The organism is Litoreibacter janthinus (assembly GCF_900111945.1).
Taxonomy (GTDB): Bacteria; Pseudomonadota; Alphaproteobacteria; order Rhodobacterales; family Rhodobacteraceae; genus Litoreibacter; species Litoreibacter janthinus.
In genome coordinates this window covers 2,467,259-2,485,097 of record NZ_FOYO01000001.1, presented here as the reverse complement: position 1 = coordinate 2,485,097, position 17,839 = coordinate 2,467,259, and the positions used below count along the sequence as shown (strand labels likewise).

Here is a 17,839-nt window from a genome sequence, read left to right as displayed (position 1 = left end):
CTGTTGCGGTTTTACATCAACTTGCGGCGGCGTGTCACGCGAATATCGAGGTCGGTGACCTTTTTTCTCAAGGTATTGCGGTTGATGCCAAGCAAATCGGCACATTTAGCCTGATTTCCGCCTGTGGCTTCCAGCGCTATTTCGATCAGCGGCATTTCCACCTCACGCAAAATTCGCTGATAAAGACCGGGCGGCGGTAGCACGCCGCCATGCAAATCGAAGTAGCGCCTCAGATGAGAACCGACGGAGGCTGACAATTTGTCGGAGCTTCCCCCGCCCATCAAAGGTTCGATCTCGGGCTGGTTGCCAAGTACCATTTCGACGTCCGTGCGGCCGATCTCTTCCTCGGCGGCGGTGACGATCAAGCGGCGAACCGTGTTTTCAAGCTGGCGGACATTGCCGGGCCAGCTATACGCCCGCACCATTTCCAGCGCCTCTTTCGAGAAGCGCCGCGAAGGTGCGCCATCGCGTTCCGCTTTCAGCAGGAAGTGTTCTGTCAGGAGCGGTATGTCTTCTACGCGGTCGCGCAGCGACGGGACATTCACAGTCACGCCGCACAAGCGATAGAACAAATCCTGACGGAACGCGCCGGCTTCCATCTTTGCCATCAGGTCCTGTTGAGAGGTCGCAAGAATACGTGGCGCGTCGTCGGTCAGACTGTCGAGCATTCGAACGATGCGCGCCTGCGCGTCGTCATCCAGATCGGACACCTCATCAAATAGGATCGAGCCGCCACGTGCGCGGCTCAGGATTGTCGCGGGGCCTTCCATAACAGCCAGATCATTTGGCGTGGCGGTGACAAATGGCAGATTGCGTCGGTCCGAAAAATCGTGGATCGCGCGTGCAATCAGGCTTTTTCCTGTTCCGCTTTCACCCGTTATCATGACCGAAAGGTCGGTGTTCATTACCCGCGCCACAAGCCGGTAGAGTTCCTGCATCGCGGGGGTTCGGCCCACCAGCGGCAGGTCATCGCCCTCTCCGCGTGGCTCGTCGGGCGCGCGCGTGGTCGGGACGACGCGTTTACGCTCCAGGGCGCGGGCGGCGCGTTTCATCAAATCCGGCAGGTCAAACGGCTTGGGCAAATAATCATATGCGTCGGCCTCGGTGGCCTGAATGGCCGTCATAATCGTGTTCTGGGCAGAGATTATGATGACTGGCAATGACGGGCGTTTTTCGCGGATCACAGGTAGCATTTCCAACCCGTTTCCGTCCGGCATCATCACATCGGAGATGACGAGATCGCCCTTTCCTTCGCTCACCCAACGCATCAGCGTCGTCAGGGAAGAGGTCGCATGAACCTTGCAGCCGGCCCGCGTCAGGGCCTGTGTCAATACGGTGCGAATGGTGCGGTCGTCATCTGCGACCAATACGGTGCCGTCCATTGGTTACGCTTCCTCTTTCGGATAAGTCATTGATCTTGTTCTTTCGGTGCGACAGGTAGAGAAATGCGGAACACCGTGCGACCGGGCGCAGATGTTACTGAAATCCAGCCGTCATGCTCGGCGATGATCTTGGATACGAGTGCCAGTCCCAGCCCCGTTCCGTTCTCTCGGCCAGACACGAAGGGTTCGAACACCTCTGAGGCCAAATCGTTGGGGAGTCCGGGGCCGTCATCTATGATCTCGATCTGCAACGGCACAGCGGAGCGACTGCCGTCGGGTCGTTCCACCCTAAGCGACATTTCGTAAAACGTGCGGATTTCGATTGTTCCGCCGTTTTTGTCCGATGCCTCAGCCGCGTTCTTCAGCAGGTTCAGGAAAACCTGTAGCAACTGATCTGAATCAGCAAAAGTTGATGGCAAGGAGGGATCAAAGTTCTCCTTAATCCGCATATGCGCGGCAAAGCCGACGGCTGCTGATTTTTGCGCGCGGTCCAGCACATCATGCAAGTTGACTGCGCGCCGTATCGGGGGGCGCAGGTTGCCGAACTGTTCGACCTGCTCGAGAAGCTTCACGACACGGCGGGACTCTTCCACGATCAGGTCCGTCAGCTCAATGTCGTCGCCGGTCAGGCTCATACTCAGAAGTTGCGCGGCCCCGGTGATCCCCGCGAGCGGGTTTTTGATTTCATGGGCCAGCATTTCTGCCATACCGATGGCCGATTTTGCCGCAGTTTTCGATTGCATTGCGCGGCCCATCTTCTCTGCAATCTCGCGCGGCTCCATCAGGATCAGAATGTAGCCGGGGCGATCCACCATGGTGGTCAGTTGCACATTGCACTGCACCGGAGGTTTCTCGCCCGAGCCTACATCGACCGTATTGACGAACAGGGCCGAGCTGTCGCGACGCACGCGGGTCACGGCCTCGTCCAATGGCGCATTCACATGTAGCTTGTCCCAGACTGGCGCGCCACGCAGCGACTTGGCCGAGGCGTTCATGAATATCTCGCCGGAAGGGTTGATCTCGGCGATCTTGTTTTGTCCATCAATCACCAGTGCAGGCACGGGGAGTGACGTCCACAAAGTATCGAAGAAGCTGGCAGTCATGCGACAGCCCTTTCGTGCAAAGCAATTGGGAGAAGCTTTAGGACCTGCGAGGGCGATTTTTCGGTCAGCACTTCGCGGCGCATCGAGGCCGCTGTCCCTGCCCCATCCATGTACCAGCCAAGATGCTTGCGTGCGACGCGCGGGCCTAGAACAGGGCCATAGAAGTCAAGCATGTCTTCGTAATGCCCTGCGACCATGTCGTTATAGGCGTGGCCCTCGGGAATGACTGGCGACGGCGTGCCGTGAAGCGCATGTGCGACCTCTGCCAGCACCCAAGGTTTGCCTTGTGCACCACGTCCGATCATTACGCCGTCCGCGCCGGAGGCATCCAGCGCCGCACGGGCTGTAGTGGCATCGAGGATATCTCCGTTTGCGACGACGGGAATGCTCACGGCCTCTTTCACTGCACGGATCGCGGCCCAATCAGCGTGGCCTTTATAGAACTGGCAGCGGGTGCGGCCGTGGATCGTGATCATCTGGATGCCCGCGTCTTGGGCGCGTTTCGCCAGTGTCGGCGCATTCATCAAGGCATCATCCCATCCAAGACGCGTTTTCAGCGTCACGGGGATATCAACCGCGTCCACGACAGCTTCTATGAGTGTTAACGCGTGATCGAGGTCTTTGAGCAACGCGGAGCCGGAATATCCGTTGGTCACCTTTTTGGCAGGGCAGCCCATGTTGATGTCGATAATGTGGGCGCCGTTTGCCGCAACCATCCGAGCCGCTTCCGCCATCCAGCGTGCCTCGCGTCCTGCGAGTTGCACAGACGTATTTGCAAACTCCATACCCAGCTCTGCTTTCTCGCGCACGCCAGGTTTGGATTGAACCATCTCCTGACTTGCGACCATCTCGGACACCACCAAACCTGCGCCGAACCGGGAGACAAGCTTGCGGAACGGCAGATCCGTAATGCCTGCCAGAGGGGCAAGTAGAACGGGAGGGGTGATGGAAAGTGCTGCCAGCTGAATGGCCAAGTGATTAATCCTTGTGCATATGCACCCTCTGGCTATCTCCTCAGTCAATGGCTGGCAACGTTACAGCCCCATGTTTTCGAGTTAACGCGACGCAATAATAGCAAATGCCTAAAAAATAGGCGTAAGCTAAGGGGGCATTGTTCTCTCCGCGCGCACATCATAGACAATTTCCATGACACAGAACCGCAAATCAGTGGCCGCCGTGATCGTGGCGGCAGGTCGCGGCACCCGCGCGGGTGGCGAGATTGCCAAGCAATGGCAACCGCTTGGCGGTCGACGTGTGATTGACTGGAGCTGTGACGCCTTTCGCGATCACGTGTCGGAAATCATTTTGGTCGTGCCCGAAGACGCTCCGTCTGAATGGATTCCTGCAAATGTCACGGTCGTGACGGGCGGCGACAGCCGCGACGCCTCCGTTTTGAACGGACTTTTGGCGCTGGAGGAACGGTTCGACTTGGTCCTGATCCACGATGGCGCGCGCCCGCTCATAAGTGCGGATGTGATCAGGGGAGTTCTGGCAGCGCTGACGGACAGCGCGGGGGCGGCCCCTGCCCTTCTGGTGACAGACGCGCTTTGGCGCGGTGAGGACGATCTTGTATCGGGTACGCAGGACAGATCGGGCCTTTACCGCGCGCAGACCCCGCAAGGCTTTCATTTGCCCCAGATTTTAGCGGCGCACCGTGCGCATGTCGGCGGTGCGGCCGACGACGTAGAAATTGCACGTCAGGCTGGAATGGATGTGACGATTGTCGCGGGCAGTGAGCGAAATATGAAAATCACGACAGCCGAGGATTTCGCACGGGCCGAGCAGTATATGGAGACAGCAGTGGATATACGGGTAGGCAACGGGTTTGATGTGCATCGCTTTGGCCCCGGAGATCATGTGATCCTCTGTGGGGTCAAGGTGCCGCACGGGCGTGGGCTGCAAGGGCACTCTGACGCGGACGTGGGATTGCACACGATCACAGACGCCATTTATGGCGCGCTGGCTCAGGGCGACATAGGCCAGCATTTTCCTCCAAGCGATCCGCAATGGAAAGGCATGGCCAGCCACGTTTTTCTGGAACACGCGCGTGATCTGGCGGCAGATATGGGCTTCGTGATCTCCAATGTCGATTGCACGTTGATTTGCGAAGAACCGAAGATCGGACCGCACGCCGTCGCGATGCGAAAAACAGTGTCCGAGTTGTTGCGACTGTCGCTGGACCGCGTGAGCGTCAAAGCCACGACCTCAGAGCAGCTTGGCTTTACTGGCCGTCGCGAGGGGATCGCCTGCATGGCAACTGCCACGCTTATCAAGGGATAGCGCTATGTTTTCCGTCTCAAAATTTTGGGCGACCTTTTTCTATGTCGGGCTCCTGCGCCCTGCGCCGGGCACGTGGGGCTCTGCCGCGGCGGTCATCGCGGCTTGGGGGATTGTGGAATGGCGTGGCTATGTCGCGTTGGCGGCGCTGACGGTGATGATGTTCGTTTTGGGCTGGGCTGTCACCGCTATGGAAACCAAGGGCAAAGACGATCATGACCCGTCCGAGATCGTGATCGACGAAGTTGTTGGCCAGTGGATCGCCCTTTTGCCCGTGGCAATCGGGCTTAGCCATTCTGGCGCGTCATTCTGGACGCTGTGGCCCGGCGTTTTGACGGCGTTTGTCGCGTTTCGCCTGTTCGACATCTGGAAGCCGGGCCCTGTGGGCTGGGCAGATCGCCAAGAAGGCCCATTGGGTGTCATGCTGGATGACGTGATCGCAGGACTGCTTGCTGCAGTGGTTGTAGCGCTTGGCGCTTGGGTCGCCCATGGCTGATGCGGCGGAGGTTCTGGCGGCTGCGCGCGCGCGCGGGTGGCGCATTGCCACGGCGGAAAGCTGCACTGGCGGGTTGATCGCGGGTGCGCTGACCGAAGTTGCCGGATCGTCTGACGTGGTGGATCGCGGGTTCATCACCTATTCCAACCAAGCCAAGCAAGAGATGTTGGGCGTCAGCGCTGTGTTGCTTGAGGCACATGGCGCGGTCTCCGAAGAGGTCGCGCGGGAAATGGCGCTTGGGGCTTTGCATGCCTCCGGTGTGGAGCTGGCGGTGTCTGTGACGGGCATTGCGGGGCCAGGTGGATCAGAGTTCAAGCCGGAAGGCATGGTCTGTTTTGGTGTCGCCACATCTGCCGGCGTGCAGGTGGAAACTGTTCAGTTCGGAGCACTCGGACGACACGAGGTTCGATGCGCCACGGTCGATCACGCCTTGGATTTACTACTCAGGGCCGCAGTTTCATAGTCGCACAGGTCTGCGGCACTTAGCGCGTTAATCGCTCATTATTTAATCACTTTGGGGATTGCACAGGTTTTGGGCGCCGTTTGCGGCCATCGCCTCTTTATATTGCGGCCCCATCCCTGTTTCTGCCTCCAAACGAAGAAACATGAGGGATGGACCTATGAACGGAGCGGATACCGCCTGGATTATCGTTGCGACAGCTTTGGTGCTGTTTATGACCCTGCCGGGCTTGGCACTGTTTTACGGGGGGCTTGTGCGTGCCCGTAACGTGCTGAGTGTCTTTATGCAGTGTTTCTCCATTGCCTGTGTGATGAGCATTCTCTGGCTGGTCGCGGGCTACTCGATCGCATTCGGTGACGGCAATGCTTATTGGGGCGGCTTGGGAAAATCCTTCCTGAACGGCATAACGGCAGACACGGTGTCAGGGACCATTCCCGAGGTTCTGTTTTTCGCCTTCCAGATGACATTTGCGATTATCACCCCTGCCCTTATCGTTGGCGCCTATGTCGAGCGGATCGGCTACGCGTTCGTTATGGTGTTCTCGTCCCTCTGGATGCTGATCTGCTACGCGCCTGTGGCCCACTGGGTTTGGGGCGGTGGTTTGCTGGCCGGTGCCGAGTGGTCGCTGTTTGAGGATGGGGTGAACGACTTCGCTGGCGGCATCGTCGTGCACCAAACGGCAGGCATCGCTGCCCTGATCGTGGCGTTCTTCCTCGGCCCCCGTCGCAAAGCGACGACCCCTCCGCATAATCCTGGAATGGTTATGATCGGCGCTGCAATGCTGTGGGTTGGCTGGTTCGGTTTTAACGGCGGCTCGCAACTTGCGGCTGACGGTGGTGCTGCAATGGCGATCACTGTCACTCATATCTCGGCAGCCATGGCGTCGATCACTTGGGCTGCTTGGGAGCGGATCCGGTTCGGCAAAGCTTCATTGGTGGGCATGGTCACAGGGACTATCGCTGGCCTTGCTTCGATCACACCTGCATCCGGCTCTGTCGGACCAATCGAGGCGATGATCATCGGCGCCGTCGCAGGCGTCATGTGCCAAGAGCTGTGCCACGTCGTTAAGAACATCATCAAGATTGACGACACATTGGATGTGTTCGCGGTTCACGGTGTTGGCGGTATTTTCGGCATTGTTATGTTGGCTGTGTTTGGTCATGCGAGCTGGACCGCGCAGTTGGGCGGCTTGGCCGTTGTCGGGATATGGACCACTGTTGTGACCGTTGGTTTGGTTGTGTTGGTGAAGATGGCCTTCCCGATCCGCGTGTCCGATGAGGAGGAAATCACTGGTTTGGACCTGTCATCTCACGGAGAACGGGCCTACGAGCTGACCTCCTAACTCGAAAATATTCAACGAATTCAGAGAGGGCGTGGGAAACCGCGCCCTCTTTTACGTTTTTTGACGAATTATCCTTGAAACGCGCCGGTCAATCCCCAAATATGTAAATGTAAATAACATTCACATAAAGGAGCGACAGATGACCCCTACCCCAACAGCCACCCACACGATGCCCCGCATGGGCTGGTTCGCCCGGGCTGAAGCCTGGCTGGACGAGCGCGGTAAGGGCGCCTGGATCGCCGCTATGGTCTTTGGCTTTATCTTCGTGTGGCCCGTGGGCCTCGCCCTTCTTGCATACATGATCTGGAGCAAACGCATGTTCAACTCTTCCTGCCGCAGCCGCGCCATGGCGCATCGTTCTTCCCACGGGTTCAAAACCTCAGGAAACACCGCCTTTGACTCGTACAAGGCCGACATGCTGAAGCGCCTCGAAGACGAGCAGCACGCGTTTGAGACCTTCTTGGAGCGTCTGCGTGAAGCTAAAGACAAATCCGAGTTCGACGCGTTCATGGACGAGCGAGCAAGCGCTGCGAAATCCAGCGACGACGCCTAATCCCCTACCGCGCCCCGATACCTGGGGCGCGGCCCCTTTCAAAAATCGGAGAACGACCCCATGTCTTTCACTATGAATGACAACACCTATGACGCGCTACCCGACCCGCTCACTCAACCCGCCTTCTACGACGGTGTGGGCGTCAAGCGCCTGTTGGCGTGGGTCGTGGACACCGTATTCGTAGGTATGATCGCTGCGGTGATCGCCAGTATTCCGTTATTCCTTCTTTGGTTCGTGTTCCCCTTGGTGTTTCTGGTGGTCTCGTTGATCTACCGTATCGGGTCGATCCGCGCCTTTTCTGCGACGCCCGGTATGCGCCTGTTCAACATTGAGCTGAGGAACCATGAGGGCCACCGCCTAGACGGCTCCGAGGCCGCAATGCACACGATTGGTTTTATGATCGCGAGCGCATTCTTCATCCCTCAAGTCGCATCAGTTTTCTTGATGCTGATGAGCGAGCGCGGACAAGGCCTGCACGACATGTTCACTGGTATTGTGGCGATTAACTCCCCCGGTCGTTACTAAGCGCACCAGTTTACCTGCCCGCGTGCGAAGAAATTTGCAGCGGGTCGGCGCCGTGGCCAAAAAGCATTTGTGACTCGCGGGGGGCATTGTTAGGCTCGCGCAAGTCTGCTGGCTTCAGAGGTTCCATGCGCCACACCCTACCCATTGCCCCCCAGTTCTACGTGACTGCCCCACAGGCCTGCCCGTATCTGGACAAACGTCGTGAGCGCAAGCTGTTCACGGCGTTGCAGGGTGAGCATGCCAATACGCTCAACAACACCCTGAGCAAACAAGGGTTTCGGCGGTCCCAGAACGTGCTGTATCGCCCCTCTTGCGCCGATTGCTCTGCTTGCTTATCCGCGCGCATCCGTGTTGCGGATTTTGTGCCAAGCCGCAGCCAGCGCAGGTGCTTGAACCGCAATAAAGTGCTGGAGCGCGAAGCAACATCGCCCTGGGCCACGGAAGAACAATACGAACTGTTCCGCCGCTATCTGGATTCGCGGCATGCCGACGGTGGCATGGCGGATATGGATATCTTCGAGTTCGCGGCGATGATCGAGGAAACTCCGGTTAAAAGTCGAGTGATCGAGTATTGGGATCGCTCCGGTGCCACGCCTGAGCTGATTGCGACCTGTTTGACCGATGTGCTCGATGACGGTCTGTCGATGGTCTATTCTTTCTACGACCCTGACTGGGCTCGCAATTCCTTAGGCAGCTACATCATTTTGGATCACGTTCGGATCGCGCAGGAAGCCGGTCTGCCCTATGTGTATTTGGGCTACTGGGTGCCGGGGTCTCCGAAGATGGGATACAAGGCGGGCTTCAGCGCGCTCGAGATATTCCGGGCGGGTGCATGGCAGTCGTTGAGTGTCGAGGAAGACTACGACGCGGACACACATCCGCTGTCGGTCGACCCTATCGCAGAGCAAGTCGCAAGAATTAACCTTCCAGACACGCGCGCGCCCAAGGAATGAGTTCATTTTTATCGGCTGTCGCGATCGTAGTCCCTGACTACGACGCCGGAATTGCATTCTACGTGAATCGTGTCGGCTTCCAGCTGATCGAAGATACAGATATGGGCGGCGGAAAACGGTGGGTTCTTGTTTCACCATCCCCCAGTGCCCAAACGCGCATCTTGTTGGCGCGGGCAAGCGGTGAGACGCAGCAGGCGGCCATCGGCCAACAAACTGGCGGTCGGGTTGGCTTCTTCCTTCATAGTGATGATTTTGAAGCAGACCACGCTCGGATGACGGATGCAGGTGTTATCTTTGAAGAGGCACCCCGATATGAGCCCTACGGCACTGTGGCGGTTTGGCGCGACCCTTGGGGCAATCGCTGGGATTTGTTGGAGCTTAAGCGCAAGAGCTAGACGATTGAGATCTGGAGCGGTCGAGCTCAGACAGGCGGCTGCGCAAAGCCTCAGTATCCCGAATTTCAATGCCGAATTTGGTCATCTCGATGATACCTGTTTCTCGCAGGCGGCCAAGTTCCTTGTTCACGGTCTGGCGCGAGCACCCCACCACATCTGCAAGATATCCTTGGCTTTCGCTGAACACGCCGCGAATGTCAGACAGCTTTTCCAGATAGGCGCAAATCTTTTGCTCAGCAGAGAAAAACTGGTCCACCGATTTGTAACGATTGTCGTGTCTCAGAACGTCATGAAGGTCTGCTGCGAAGTTCCTCAGAACGATCGGCGACTGCATCTTCTCTAGCAGCTCCGGCCTGCGACAGAAGAGAAGCGTCGTATTCGAAAGCGCCGTGCACGTCCCTGCGCAAGGACGCTCGGACAGTGTTTCTACCGTGCCTAATATCTGACCGGGCATCGCGTGGTAGATGATGGAATGGTGCCCTGCCTCGCTGACATAGCTGACCTCTACCCGACCCTCAGCGATCAGATACATCCTGTCAGTCGGCTCGCCCTGATGCAGTATGATGCTCGACCGTTTGAAAACACGCAAAGAGCAACTGTCGACAAACTCCGCCTGCGTGGCAGGCGGCAGACCGCGAAGAATCTTCGCGTCCAGTAAAGATGGGAACCTTTGGGAATTCTTAAGGATTGGAAAGCCACCTGATTGAAGACACACGATCGAAGAAGATGCAGACACACGCGCGCTACGCAAGTAGAGGAAAACAAAAAACTCGTTACTGCACTACCACTTACGTATAATTGGGGTGTTCACGCGCGGATGTCGGCTAGTTTACAGCAAAGCCCGTTTTTTGTGCTTTTGTGTCGAAACGGTCAGCACTGGGATTTTAACCCGCCGCACGCGAAAATGCGGCGGGTTTGTTGTTCAGTTGCCGATCAAGTTCGGCAGGATTGTCACGACTGAAGGGAACAGCGACAAGAGCCCGAGCGCGAAGACCTGGATCAGCACAAAGGGGATGATCCCGCGATAGATGTGTCCCGTCGTGACCTCTTTCGGCGCCACGCCGCGCAGGTAGAACAGCGCAAAGCCGAATGGCGGTGTCAGGAAAGAAGTCTGCAGGTTCACAGCGATCATGATCGTCACCCATTTCGGATCCATCGTCCCGCCATAGATGACCGGCCCGACGATCGGGATGACGATGTAGATGATCTCGAGGAAATCGAGCACGAAGCCCAGCACGAACAAGACCAGCATCACAATGATGAAGACTTGGAACTCGCTGTCAAAGGACTTCAGGAACTGCTGGATATAGTGTTCACCCCCGAAGGAAATCACGACAAGATTCAACAGTTGCGAGCCGATCAGGATGGTGAACACCATAGATGTCACTTTGGCAGTTTCGCGGACAACCGGGCTCAGAACTCCGTAGTTCCACAGCACATAGCAGCCGAAAAGCAGCCCGAAGATCGCAAAGAGATAGGCCGCCTGCGCCACGAGGAAGGCCATCGTGTTTTCGAAGCTGACCACCTCGATGTTCATGCGCAGGTCGAAATTCACGCCGACGAGGATCATAATGATGATCGCGAATGTCGTCAGGATTACGATGCGGCCAGAACGACCCTCGTCCTGTAATTTGCGATAAGCGGCGAGCATGATTGCCCCGCCGGCCCCAAGTGCTGCCGCAGGTGTCGGGTTGGTGATGCCCCCGAGAATAGAACCAAGCACCGCGACGATCAGCACCAGTGGTGGGAAGACCACGCGGATCAGATCATTGCGCCCAAGAATGCCTGCGGCATGTTTTGCCCCGTAAAGCATCAATATGATCGGGATCAGTAACAGCAGGAACGTAGCGCCGGGAGATGTCGTCGGCGCGATCACCAAGACGTCGACCAGCATGGCCAACAATATACCTGTGACGCCGACGATCAGCGGAACAGGGTTTGCCGTTGGCGAGACGCCACGCGCAACAACAAACATCAGGCCGAACATCAGAAGGCCAATGGAGATGCCGGTGCCGATGGGAGCCGCGTCAGCAACCTTCTTGGCGATGGCATTGGACAGTTCTTCCTCGGTCAGTTTAACAGATTGAACAACGCCACCAGCCGCATCAATTGTCGCTTGCTCGGCCAAAGCCGTGTCCCAAGCATCCTGGCCGTGCAATTCGATCATCGCGGCGGCGCATTGTTCTGGAACTTTCGTGCGCAACGTCGCGGTTTCACCCGCGTCCGAGAAACTGTCGACTTGGAAGTTTTGCGAGCCAATGACGTTGACCTGCATCAGAAGGATCAGCCCTACAATCAAACCGACAGGGGCGAACAGGAACCATGTCAGCGCTTCGGAGCGACGGATTGGCTCCCCGTTTGACGCACCGAGCTCTACGGCGGGTGCCTTGGAGGGGTTCAAAACAGCGTAACCGAATGCGTAGAGCGCATAAAGCAGTGCCAGCATGATGCCGGGCAAAAGTGCTGCTTGGAACAAGGTGCCGACGGACACCACCGCAGGCTCGCCCAGATAAGTCAGCGCGTCAGAGCAGCCGACCTCTTGCGCGCGGGCTTCTTGTGCTGCGGAATAAAGATCACCGGCCAGCGTGCCCAGAAGCACGATAACGATGGACGGCGGGATGATTTGCCCCAACGTGCCGGAGGCCGCGATGACCCCTGTGGCCAGCTCTGGCGAGTAGTTGTTCTTCAGCATGGTGGGCAACGACAGCAGGCCCATGGTGACCACGGTGGCGCCCACGATGCCGGTTGATGCCGCAAGGAATGCGCCCACAACAACGACAGAAACTGCCAGCCCGCCGGGCAAAGGACCGAAGACCCGAGCCATGGTTGTCAGCAGGTCGTTGGCGATTTTGGAGCGCTCTAGCGTGATGCCCATCAACACAAACATCAAAACGGCCAGCAATGTCTCGATGGAGGCACCCGCCAGCACACGCTCGTTAATCCGGTTTACGATGAATGACACGTTCCGGTTCAGTGCTACTTCCCAGCCTTGTGCGAATACAGGCTCCGCCAGTCGCGGCAGGTCGGGGTATCGGAAAATGGATATGGTTTCGGGTTTAAGTCCCTCTGCGATCAGCGCCGCATATTCTGCAGACCCGGCGTCAATCGCTTGATGGATCAGCAGCCCGCCGGTATCGAGCGCGGCGATGATTGCGAAGGAAATAACCGCTGAACCACCGATGGCAAACGCCACAGGGAAGCCAGACAGGATCCCGCCAAAAAGGCAGAGAAAAACGATGATTAGGCCGATTTCGACGCCATCTAATCCGAAAAGCATTGGTTCCGCCCCTTAGTGAATATTTGCGACCAGCTCGGCGTCTTCGTCGCCCAGCACGTCTTTGTCGAGGTATTTGCCCTCGCTCTCCGGCCCTTCTTTGCGTTCCAGGTAGGAGCGCATGAAAAAGGCAATCGCCTGTAAGAACACCATGGCAGTGAACGTGCAGAGCAGAATCTTGAAGAGGAAGTAAGCGTTAAAGCCGTTTGGCGAGAACCCGATCGTCTCGATGTTCCAGCGCAAGGCGCGCGACTTCAGCAGCAGCTTGTCGAGCGCGTCAGACGCGGATGGGTTGGGCACGACCAGATGGCGCCACAAGAAGAACCAGCCATACAGCCAAGTCAACACCGCGACCGGCATCATGAACAGCAGACTTCCGACCATATCGATAGTCTTTTTGGTCCGGTGACTGACGGCGGAATAGACAAGATCCACCCGCACATGGCCGCCTTGAACGAATGTATAGGTCACACATAAGGCCACTACGAGCGCGTTATAGAGCTTCAGCTCCTCCGCCCACCAGCTGATGTCCTTGGAAAAACTCATGCCGAACCCCATGGAGATTTCGGCGCGCGCAAAGATGCGCTGCATGAAGATGATGATGATCTGTTGCATGACCATGATGAGGCCCGCCCAAGCGGCGATCCGCCCTACAAAGTTGGCAAAGCCTTCCAGCCCGCGCACGCAGCCCCACATGAATTCGTTGCGCCAAAGGCCGATGACCACCAGCACCAGAAATGACGTGAACACGACAAAAAAGAACTCGATCGACGCACCGTAAAAAATAAAGCGCATGAGCGCTTCTTTATGCGACGTCTCCGGCAGTGTTTGGTTGATATAGGGCACCCACGATAACCACTGCCCGGGATGCGTGATCGCATAGGCAAGGTTGTAGAATGACATGGCTATGTTGGTGAAAAACCAGACGATTGCGTCCAGCATGGCGTGCCCCCCGAATGTCCCTTAAGCCGCCACACTCCCCATGGCGGTAGAATTGCGTCTTGGCCCAAAAACGTGCTGGGCCAAGACTGCTTTTATTTCAACGCCCTAAGGGGCGAAGTTGACCTTATCCCAGTACGCGGTCGCGCTGTGTGCGATAGGCGCTTTCGGATTTTTGGATCCAACCCGAAGATGCTTTCAACGACGCTTGGTAGTCGTCGTAGATTTTCTTGTAGAGCTCGTCGCCCATGTTTTCCTGATGCACTTCATCGGACGCTTTACCGAACGCATCCCAAACAGCGTCGGGGAATTCCAGCGTTTTCACGCCAGCCGACTGCAGACGCTGCAAAGCTGCACCGTTGTTGTTAAGGAACTGCGCGAGGTTCCACTGGTGGGCCTCTGCGGATGCGATCTCGACGATCTTCTGATGCGCTGGCGACAGCGAGTCGAATACTTCACGGTTGGTTGCGATCGACAGACCTGCGCCTGGCTCGTGGAAGCCTGCGGTGTAGTAGGTCTTGGTGATCTCTTGGAAACCGGCTTTTTCGTCAGCCCATGGGCCGATCCACTCGGTGCCGTCGATAGCGCCGGATGCCAGCGCCTGATACACTTCCGCGCCGGGAAGGTTCTGCACGGATGCACCGAGTTTGCCCAGTGCCAGACCGCCAAGGCCAGGCATACGGAACTTCAGGCCGTTGAAGTCTTCTGGGCCGTTGATTTCCTTGCGGAACCAGCCGCCAGCCTGTGCGCCGGTGTTGCCACCGAGGAAGGATTTCAGACCGAAGATTTCGCCCAGCTCGTCGTGCAGAGCCGCGCCGTTGCCATGATAATACCAGTTGGACAGCTCTTGCGCGGTCATGCCGAACGGCACGGACGTGAAAAATGCGTAGCCTGGGTGCTGGCCCACGAAGTAATAGTCTGCACCGTGGTACATGTCGGCCTGACCGGAGGTCACGGCGTCAAACACCTCGAACGCGCCAACCAGCTCGCCGGCGGCCTTTACGTCGATGGTCAGGTTGCCGTCAGACATGGCGGTGATGCTGTCAGCAGCGTGCTGAGCGGCGTCAAACACACCCGCAAGGCCACGGCCCCACGTGGTGACCATGGTCAGGGTGCGTTTGCCCTGAGCATAAGCCGGTGCCGCCAGCGCAGTCGTTGCCGCAGCTGCGGTGCCGCCAAGTGCGGACGTTTTTAGAAAAGAACGACGATCCATAGGTGTCTCCTCCCAAAGGTTTCATCAAGACACAGGTCGCCCTGTGGCTCGACGGATCGTTTCAAGTGAGGCGACCTTACGTGTGCTTTGCAGGAAGCTAAATACCCATCGCTGGGTAGATGGAAGAAAAACTTCATTCGCATTTCAGGCTCATACACCGGTGCCTGCATTGACGGCTCTCGGTGGCTGGCGCATCTTGGCCCTGTCGTCTTAGGGAGAAACGACTACCTCATGTCCAATCTATGGACCCGGATCAGGACGCGTCTTGCGTTAAGCTACCGGCAGAAGATCTTTCTGCTCACCACCCTGCCCCTTGTATTGGCAGTGGCGGCCATCTCGGCTGTGGTTACGATCCAGTCCCGTCAATTGGCGGAACGCGAGATCCGGGAGCTTGAAGCCCAGTTGATTGACGCTAAACGCGCCGAGCTTAAAAACTACCTGTCCCTCGCGCGGACCGCGATCGGCTCGGTTTACGGCAACGCCGCCCCTGATGATGACGCCGCAAAGCTTCAGGTGACGCAAACCCTGAGTGCAATGATCTACGGGCAAGACGGGTTCTTCTTTGTCTACGACTATGACGGGAACAACCTTGTTTCGCCCCGCCAGACCTTCTTGATCGGCCAGAACTGGAAGGGGCTCAGTGATGTGAATGGTGTGCCAGTGGTCGACACCATCATCGATACTGCACGTTCTGGCGGCGGGTATCATGCGTATGACTGGGCCAAACCCTCGACCCGCGAAACCGCTCGGATGGTAGTCTATGTGATTGGGTTGCAGGACTGGAAATGGGCACTTGGCACCGGCATTTTTATCGATGACGTTTTGACGACCGTCGCCGCAGCGAAGGCGAAAACCCAAGCCCGCATTCAGAAAACCTTTGTTTATATTGTGCTGATAACGCTGCTTGCTCTAATGGGCGTGTTCGTTGCTGGCTTGTTGCTCAACCTTCGGGAACGGCGATTGGCGGACACCAAACTGCGCGCGTTGACCGAGCGGATCATCGACACCCAAGAAGAAGAGCGCGGTCGCGTGGCGCGCGAGTTGCATGACAGCATTAGCCAAATTCTGGTGGGTATCCGATACACGCTGGAACTCGCGCGCAAACGTGTGTTGGGCGGGGACCCGAAGGCGTCCGAGAGCCTTGATAAAGGGATTGGTGGCCTAACCGAAGCGATCCACGAGGTGCGCCGCATTTCGGCAGATTTGAGGCCCGGAGTGCTGGATGATCTTGGCCTAGGCCCGGCATTGAAATCGCTGATTGACGAGTTTGCCCAGCGAACTGGCATAAGCACAGATTTCAAAACTGTTGTCTTTCGTAACAGGTTGGACAAGGACGCGAAGATCGCACTCTACCGCATAGCGCAGGAAGCGTTGACCAATGTCGAGCGCCACGCAGAAGCCAGTCACGTCGCGATTGAGGTGTTCGGTCACCGCATGGGCGCAACGATGCGCATTCAGGACAATGGGATGGGAATTGAAAGCTATGGGCCGCGCGAGCGGTTTGGCGGGCTGGGCTTGCGCAACATGCAGGAGCGGATGGACCAACTCAAGGGATCGTTGCGCATCCTGTCGAGCCAGAACGGGACCATTATCGAGGCCTCGGTCCCGCTCAGCCACATGCTGTCGCCCGAAGCCAAGTCCGAACTCCCCGCCCCGAACCCAAGGAAATCCGCATGAGTTCTTCCATAAAAGTCGTGATCGTCGATGACCACCCGATGGTAGCAGACGGAATATGTGCGATTCTTGAAAGCTATGACGATATCGAGGTTATTGCGACCCTGAGCAACGGGCAGGAGGTCGTAGATCGCGTCGGCGATCTCCAACCAGACGTTATTCTGATGGACCTGAACATGCCGCAGATGGGTGGCTTGTCCGCGACGGAGATCCTGCTGGAGCAGAACCCGCAGACGCGCATTCTGATCCTGTCGATGCATGACGCGCCAGAATACGTGTCGACGGCCATGTCACATGGCGCGCGCGGGTATCTGCTCAAGGATGTCCCGACTGAGGAAATTCACACTGCGATCTTGGCGGTGATGAATGGCGAGACTTATTTATGTGGCGGAGCTTCTGCATCGCTATCACCCACCAGCAGTGACGGGCGAGAAGCGCTGACGGCGCGCGAGCAGACCATCCTGCTCCAGTTGGCGCAGGGCAAATCGAACAAAGAAGTCGCCGGGAATTTAGATATTTCGGTCCATACGGTTGAGACCCACCGCAAGAACATCAAGCGTAAACTCGGGATCAATTCCACTGCAGGGTTGACCCGCTACGCGATGGAGCATGGCGTGCTGCAAGGGACTGGCGTTGAGTTCTGATCCGTCGCGACCCTCAGAAAGAAGGACGCTAAAATGGTAGAAATTGGTCTAGAGATCGCTAATCCGAACATTAAAGCTGAAGAAACCCAAAACGGTTACCGGCTCCAAGCGATCGAGAGCCGAACCGTCGTCGCACGTTTCTTTCGGATTGTATTTGCTCTGTTCGGTTTGGCATTTCTGGCTGCCGGGGTGGTCGTTTGGGTGCTGCCTGACGATGTCTTTCAAGGCGATCCGTTCAGTCTGAAGGTGATCGTGACTGTCGCCACATGGCTAGTTTTCGGCCCAATCGTTTGGTTCTCGTTTATTGCTCCGACGACGAACGCCACAGAGGTCGATTTGGAAGCCAGAGTGGTGCACCAGATTACACTCAACAAGCGTGGGGAACCGATCAAACAGCGCAGCATCCCCTTCGATAACGTGATGGGCCTAGACTTTGTGCGGAACACAAGTGCTGTGACCGAGAACGAGTTACCTGGCTATGGGCAAATTTACCTCCGACTAAGCAAAAACAAGGGTGTGTCGCTGATCTGGGGCGAGCGTCGGGATTTGGAGGCCGTGCTGACCAAGCTGCGTGCAGATATTACCAACACTTAAACAGGGCGGACGGCA

At 57.2% G+C, this 17,839-nt stretch carries 18 protein-coding genes; 11 read left to right on the top strand and 7 right to left on the bottom strand.

Annotated elements, in window-relative coordinates; genetic code table 11:
• Positions 1–11: 11 nt before the first annotated feature.
• Genes BM352_RS12455 through dusB form a run of 3 tightly spaced genes read right to left on the bottom strand, consistent with a single transcriptional unit; the run spans position 12 to position 3,453 of the window.
• Positions 12–1,382 carry a response regulator gene (locus BM352_RS12455; protein ID WP_090217279.1) on the bottom strand — a complete coding sequence of 457 codons (1,371 nt, stop codon included), beginning with the start codon at positions 1,380–1,382 and terminating at the stop codon, positions 12–14.
• Between the two features lie 26 nt (positions 1,383–1,408).
• Entirely contained in the window at positions 1,409–2,485 is a 1,077-nt protein-coding gene (locus BM352_RS12450; protein ID WP_090217277.1) for a two-component system sensor histidine kinase NtrB, read from the bottom strand.
• Positions 2,482–3,453 (bottom strand): tRNA dihydrouridine synthase DusB, encoded by a 972-nt coding sequence (gene dusB, locus BM352_RS12445; protein WP_090220231.1) that lies wholly within the window; start codon positions 3,451–3,453, stop codon positions 2,482–2,484. Before dusB ends, BM352_RS12450 begins: the two co-directional genes overlap by 4 nt.
• Before the next feature lie 178 nt (positions 3,454–3,631).
• Between dusB and BM352_RS12440 the strand changes: the two genes are divergently transcribed.
• The 8 genes from BM352_RS12440 (at position 3,632) to BM352_RS12405 (ending at position 9,486) form a co-directional block, all read left to right on the top strand.
• Positions 3,632–4,765, top strand: a complete 1,134-nt coding sequence (locus tag BM352_RS12440) for a bifunctional 2-C-methyl-D-erythritol 4-phosphate cytidylyltransferase/2-C-methyl-D-erythritol 2,4-cyclodiphosphate synthase (RefSeq protein WP_090217275.1) — start codon at positions 3,632–3,634, stop codon at positions 4,763–4,765.
• 4 nt (positions 4,766–4,769) lie between these two features.
• Positions 4,770–5,258 carry a phosphatidylglycerophosphatase A family protein gene (locus tag BM352_RS12435; RefSeq protein ID WP_090217273.1) on the top strand — a complete coding sequence of 163 codons (489 nt, stop codon included), beginning with the start codon at positions 4,770–4,772 and terminating at the stop codon, positions 5,256–5,258.
• Positions 5,251–5,721 carry a CinA family protein gene (locus BM352_RS12430; RefSeq protein WP_090217271.1) on the top strand — a complete coding sequence of 157 codons (471 nt, stop codon included), beginning with the start codon at positions 5,251–5,253 and terminating at the stop codon, positions 5,719–5,721. Before BM352_RS12435 ends, BM352_RS12430 begins: the two co-directional genes overlap by 8 nt.
• 157 nt (positions 5,722–5,878) lie before the next feature.
• A complete protein-coding gene (locus BM352_RS12425; RefSeq protein ID WP_090217268.1) occupies positions 5,879–7,060 on the top strand; it encodes an ammonium transporter in 1,182 nt (393 codons plus the stop codon).
• Between the two features lie 139 nt (positions 7,061–7,199).
• Entirely contained in the window at positions 7,200–7,613 is a 414-nt protein-coding gene (locus BM352_RS12420) for a DUF2852 domain-containing protein (protein ID WP_090217266.1), read from the top strand.
• A 72-nt stretch (positions 7,614–7,685) separates the two neighbouring features.
• Positions 7,686–8,138 carry an RDD family protein gene (locus tag BM352_RS12415; RefSeq protein WP_245780983.1) on the top strand — a complete coding sequence of 151 codons (453 nt, stop codon included), beginning with the start codon at positions 7,686–7,688 and terminating at the stop codon, positions 8,136–8,138.
• Positions 8,139–8,263: 125 nt separating this feature from the next.
• Positions 8,264–9,091 carry an arginyltransferase gene (locus BM352_RS12410; protein WP_090217262.1) on the top strand — a complete coding sequence of 276 codons (828 nt, stop codon included), beginning with the start codon at positions 8,264–8,266 and terminating at the stop codon, positions 9,089–9,091.
• A complete protein-coding gene (locus BM352_RS12405) occupies positions 9,088–9,486 on the top strand; it encodes a VOC family protein (RefSeq protein ID WP_090217260.1) in 399 nt (132 codons plus the stop codon). The genes BM352_RS12410 and BM352_RS12405 overlap by 4 nt, the downstream gene beginning before the upstream one ends.
• Here BM352_RS12405 and BM352_RS12400 read toward each other — a convergent pair.
• The 4 genes from BM352_RS12400 to BM352_RS12385 form a co-directional block, all read right to left on the bottom strand.
• Positions 9,470–10,075 carry a Crp/Fnr family transcriptional regulator gene (locus BM352_RS12400; RefSeq protein WP_175500675.1) on the bottom strand — a complete coding sequence of 202 codons (606 nt, stop codon included), beginning with the start codon at positions 10,073–10,075 and terminating at the stop codon, positions 9,470–9,472. The genes BM352_RS12405 and BM352_RS12400 overlap by 17 nt on opposite strands.
• Before the next feature lie 333 nt (positions 10,076–10,408).
• Positions 10,409–12,763: a TRAP transporter large permease gene (locus BM352_RS12395; protein WP_090217257.1), complete on the bottom strand. Its 2,355-nt coding sequence runs from the start codon at positions 12,761–12,763 to the stop codon at positions 10,409–10,411.
• A 12-nt stretch (positions 12,764–12,775) separates the two neighbouring features.
• Positions 12,776–13,702, bottom strand: a complete 927-nt coding sequence (locus BM352_RS12390; protein WP_090217255.1) for a TRAP transporter small permease subunit — start codon at positions 13,700–13,702, stop codon at positions 12,776–12,778.
• Between the two features lie 124 nt (positions 13,703–13,826).
• The gene (locus BM352_RS12385; RefSeq protein ID WP_090217254.1) at positions 13,827–14,912 is read right to left on the bottom strand and encodes a TRAP transporter substrate-binding protein; all 1,086 of its coding nucleotides are present in this window, start codon (positions 14,910–14,912) and stop codon (positions 13,827–13,829) included.
• Between the two features lie 231 nt (positions 14,913–15,143).
• Here BM352_RS12385 and BM352_RS12380 point away from each other — a divergent pair, with 231 nt between their 5' ends.
• The 3 genes from BM352_RS12380 to BM352_RS12370 are packed head-to-tail and all read left to right on the top strand — an operon-like array spanning position 15,144 to position 17,824.
• Positions 15,144–16,589 carry a cache domain-containing protein gene (locus tag BM352_RS12380; protein ID WP_090217252.1) on the top strand — a complete coding sequence of 482 codons (1,446 nt, stop codon included), beginning with the start codon at positions 15,144–15,146 and terminating at the stop codon, positions 16,587–16,589.
• A complete protein-coding gene (locus BM352_RS12375) occupies positions 16,586–17,230 on the top strand; it encodes a response regulator transcription factor (protein ID WP_090217250.1) in 645 nt (214 codons plus the stop codon). Before BM352_RS12380 ends, BM352_RS12375 begins: the two co-directional genes overlap by 4 nt.
• Before the next feature lie 33 nt (positions 17,231–17,263).
• Positions 17,264–17,824: a hypothetical protein gene (locus tag BM352_RS12370; RefSeq protein WP_090217247.1), complete on the top strand. Its 561-nt coding sequence runs from the start codon at positions 17,264–17,266 to the stop codon at positions 17,822–17,824.
• The last annotated feature ends 15 nt before the right edge of the window (positions 17,825–17,839 follow it).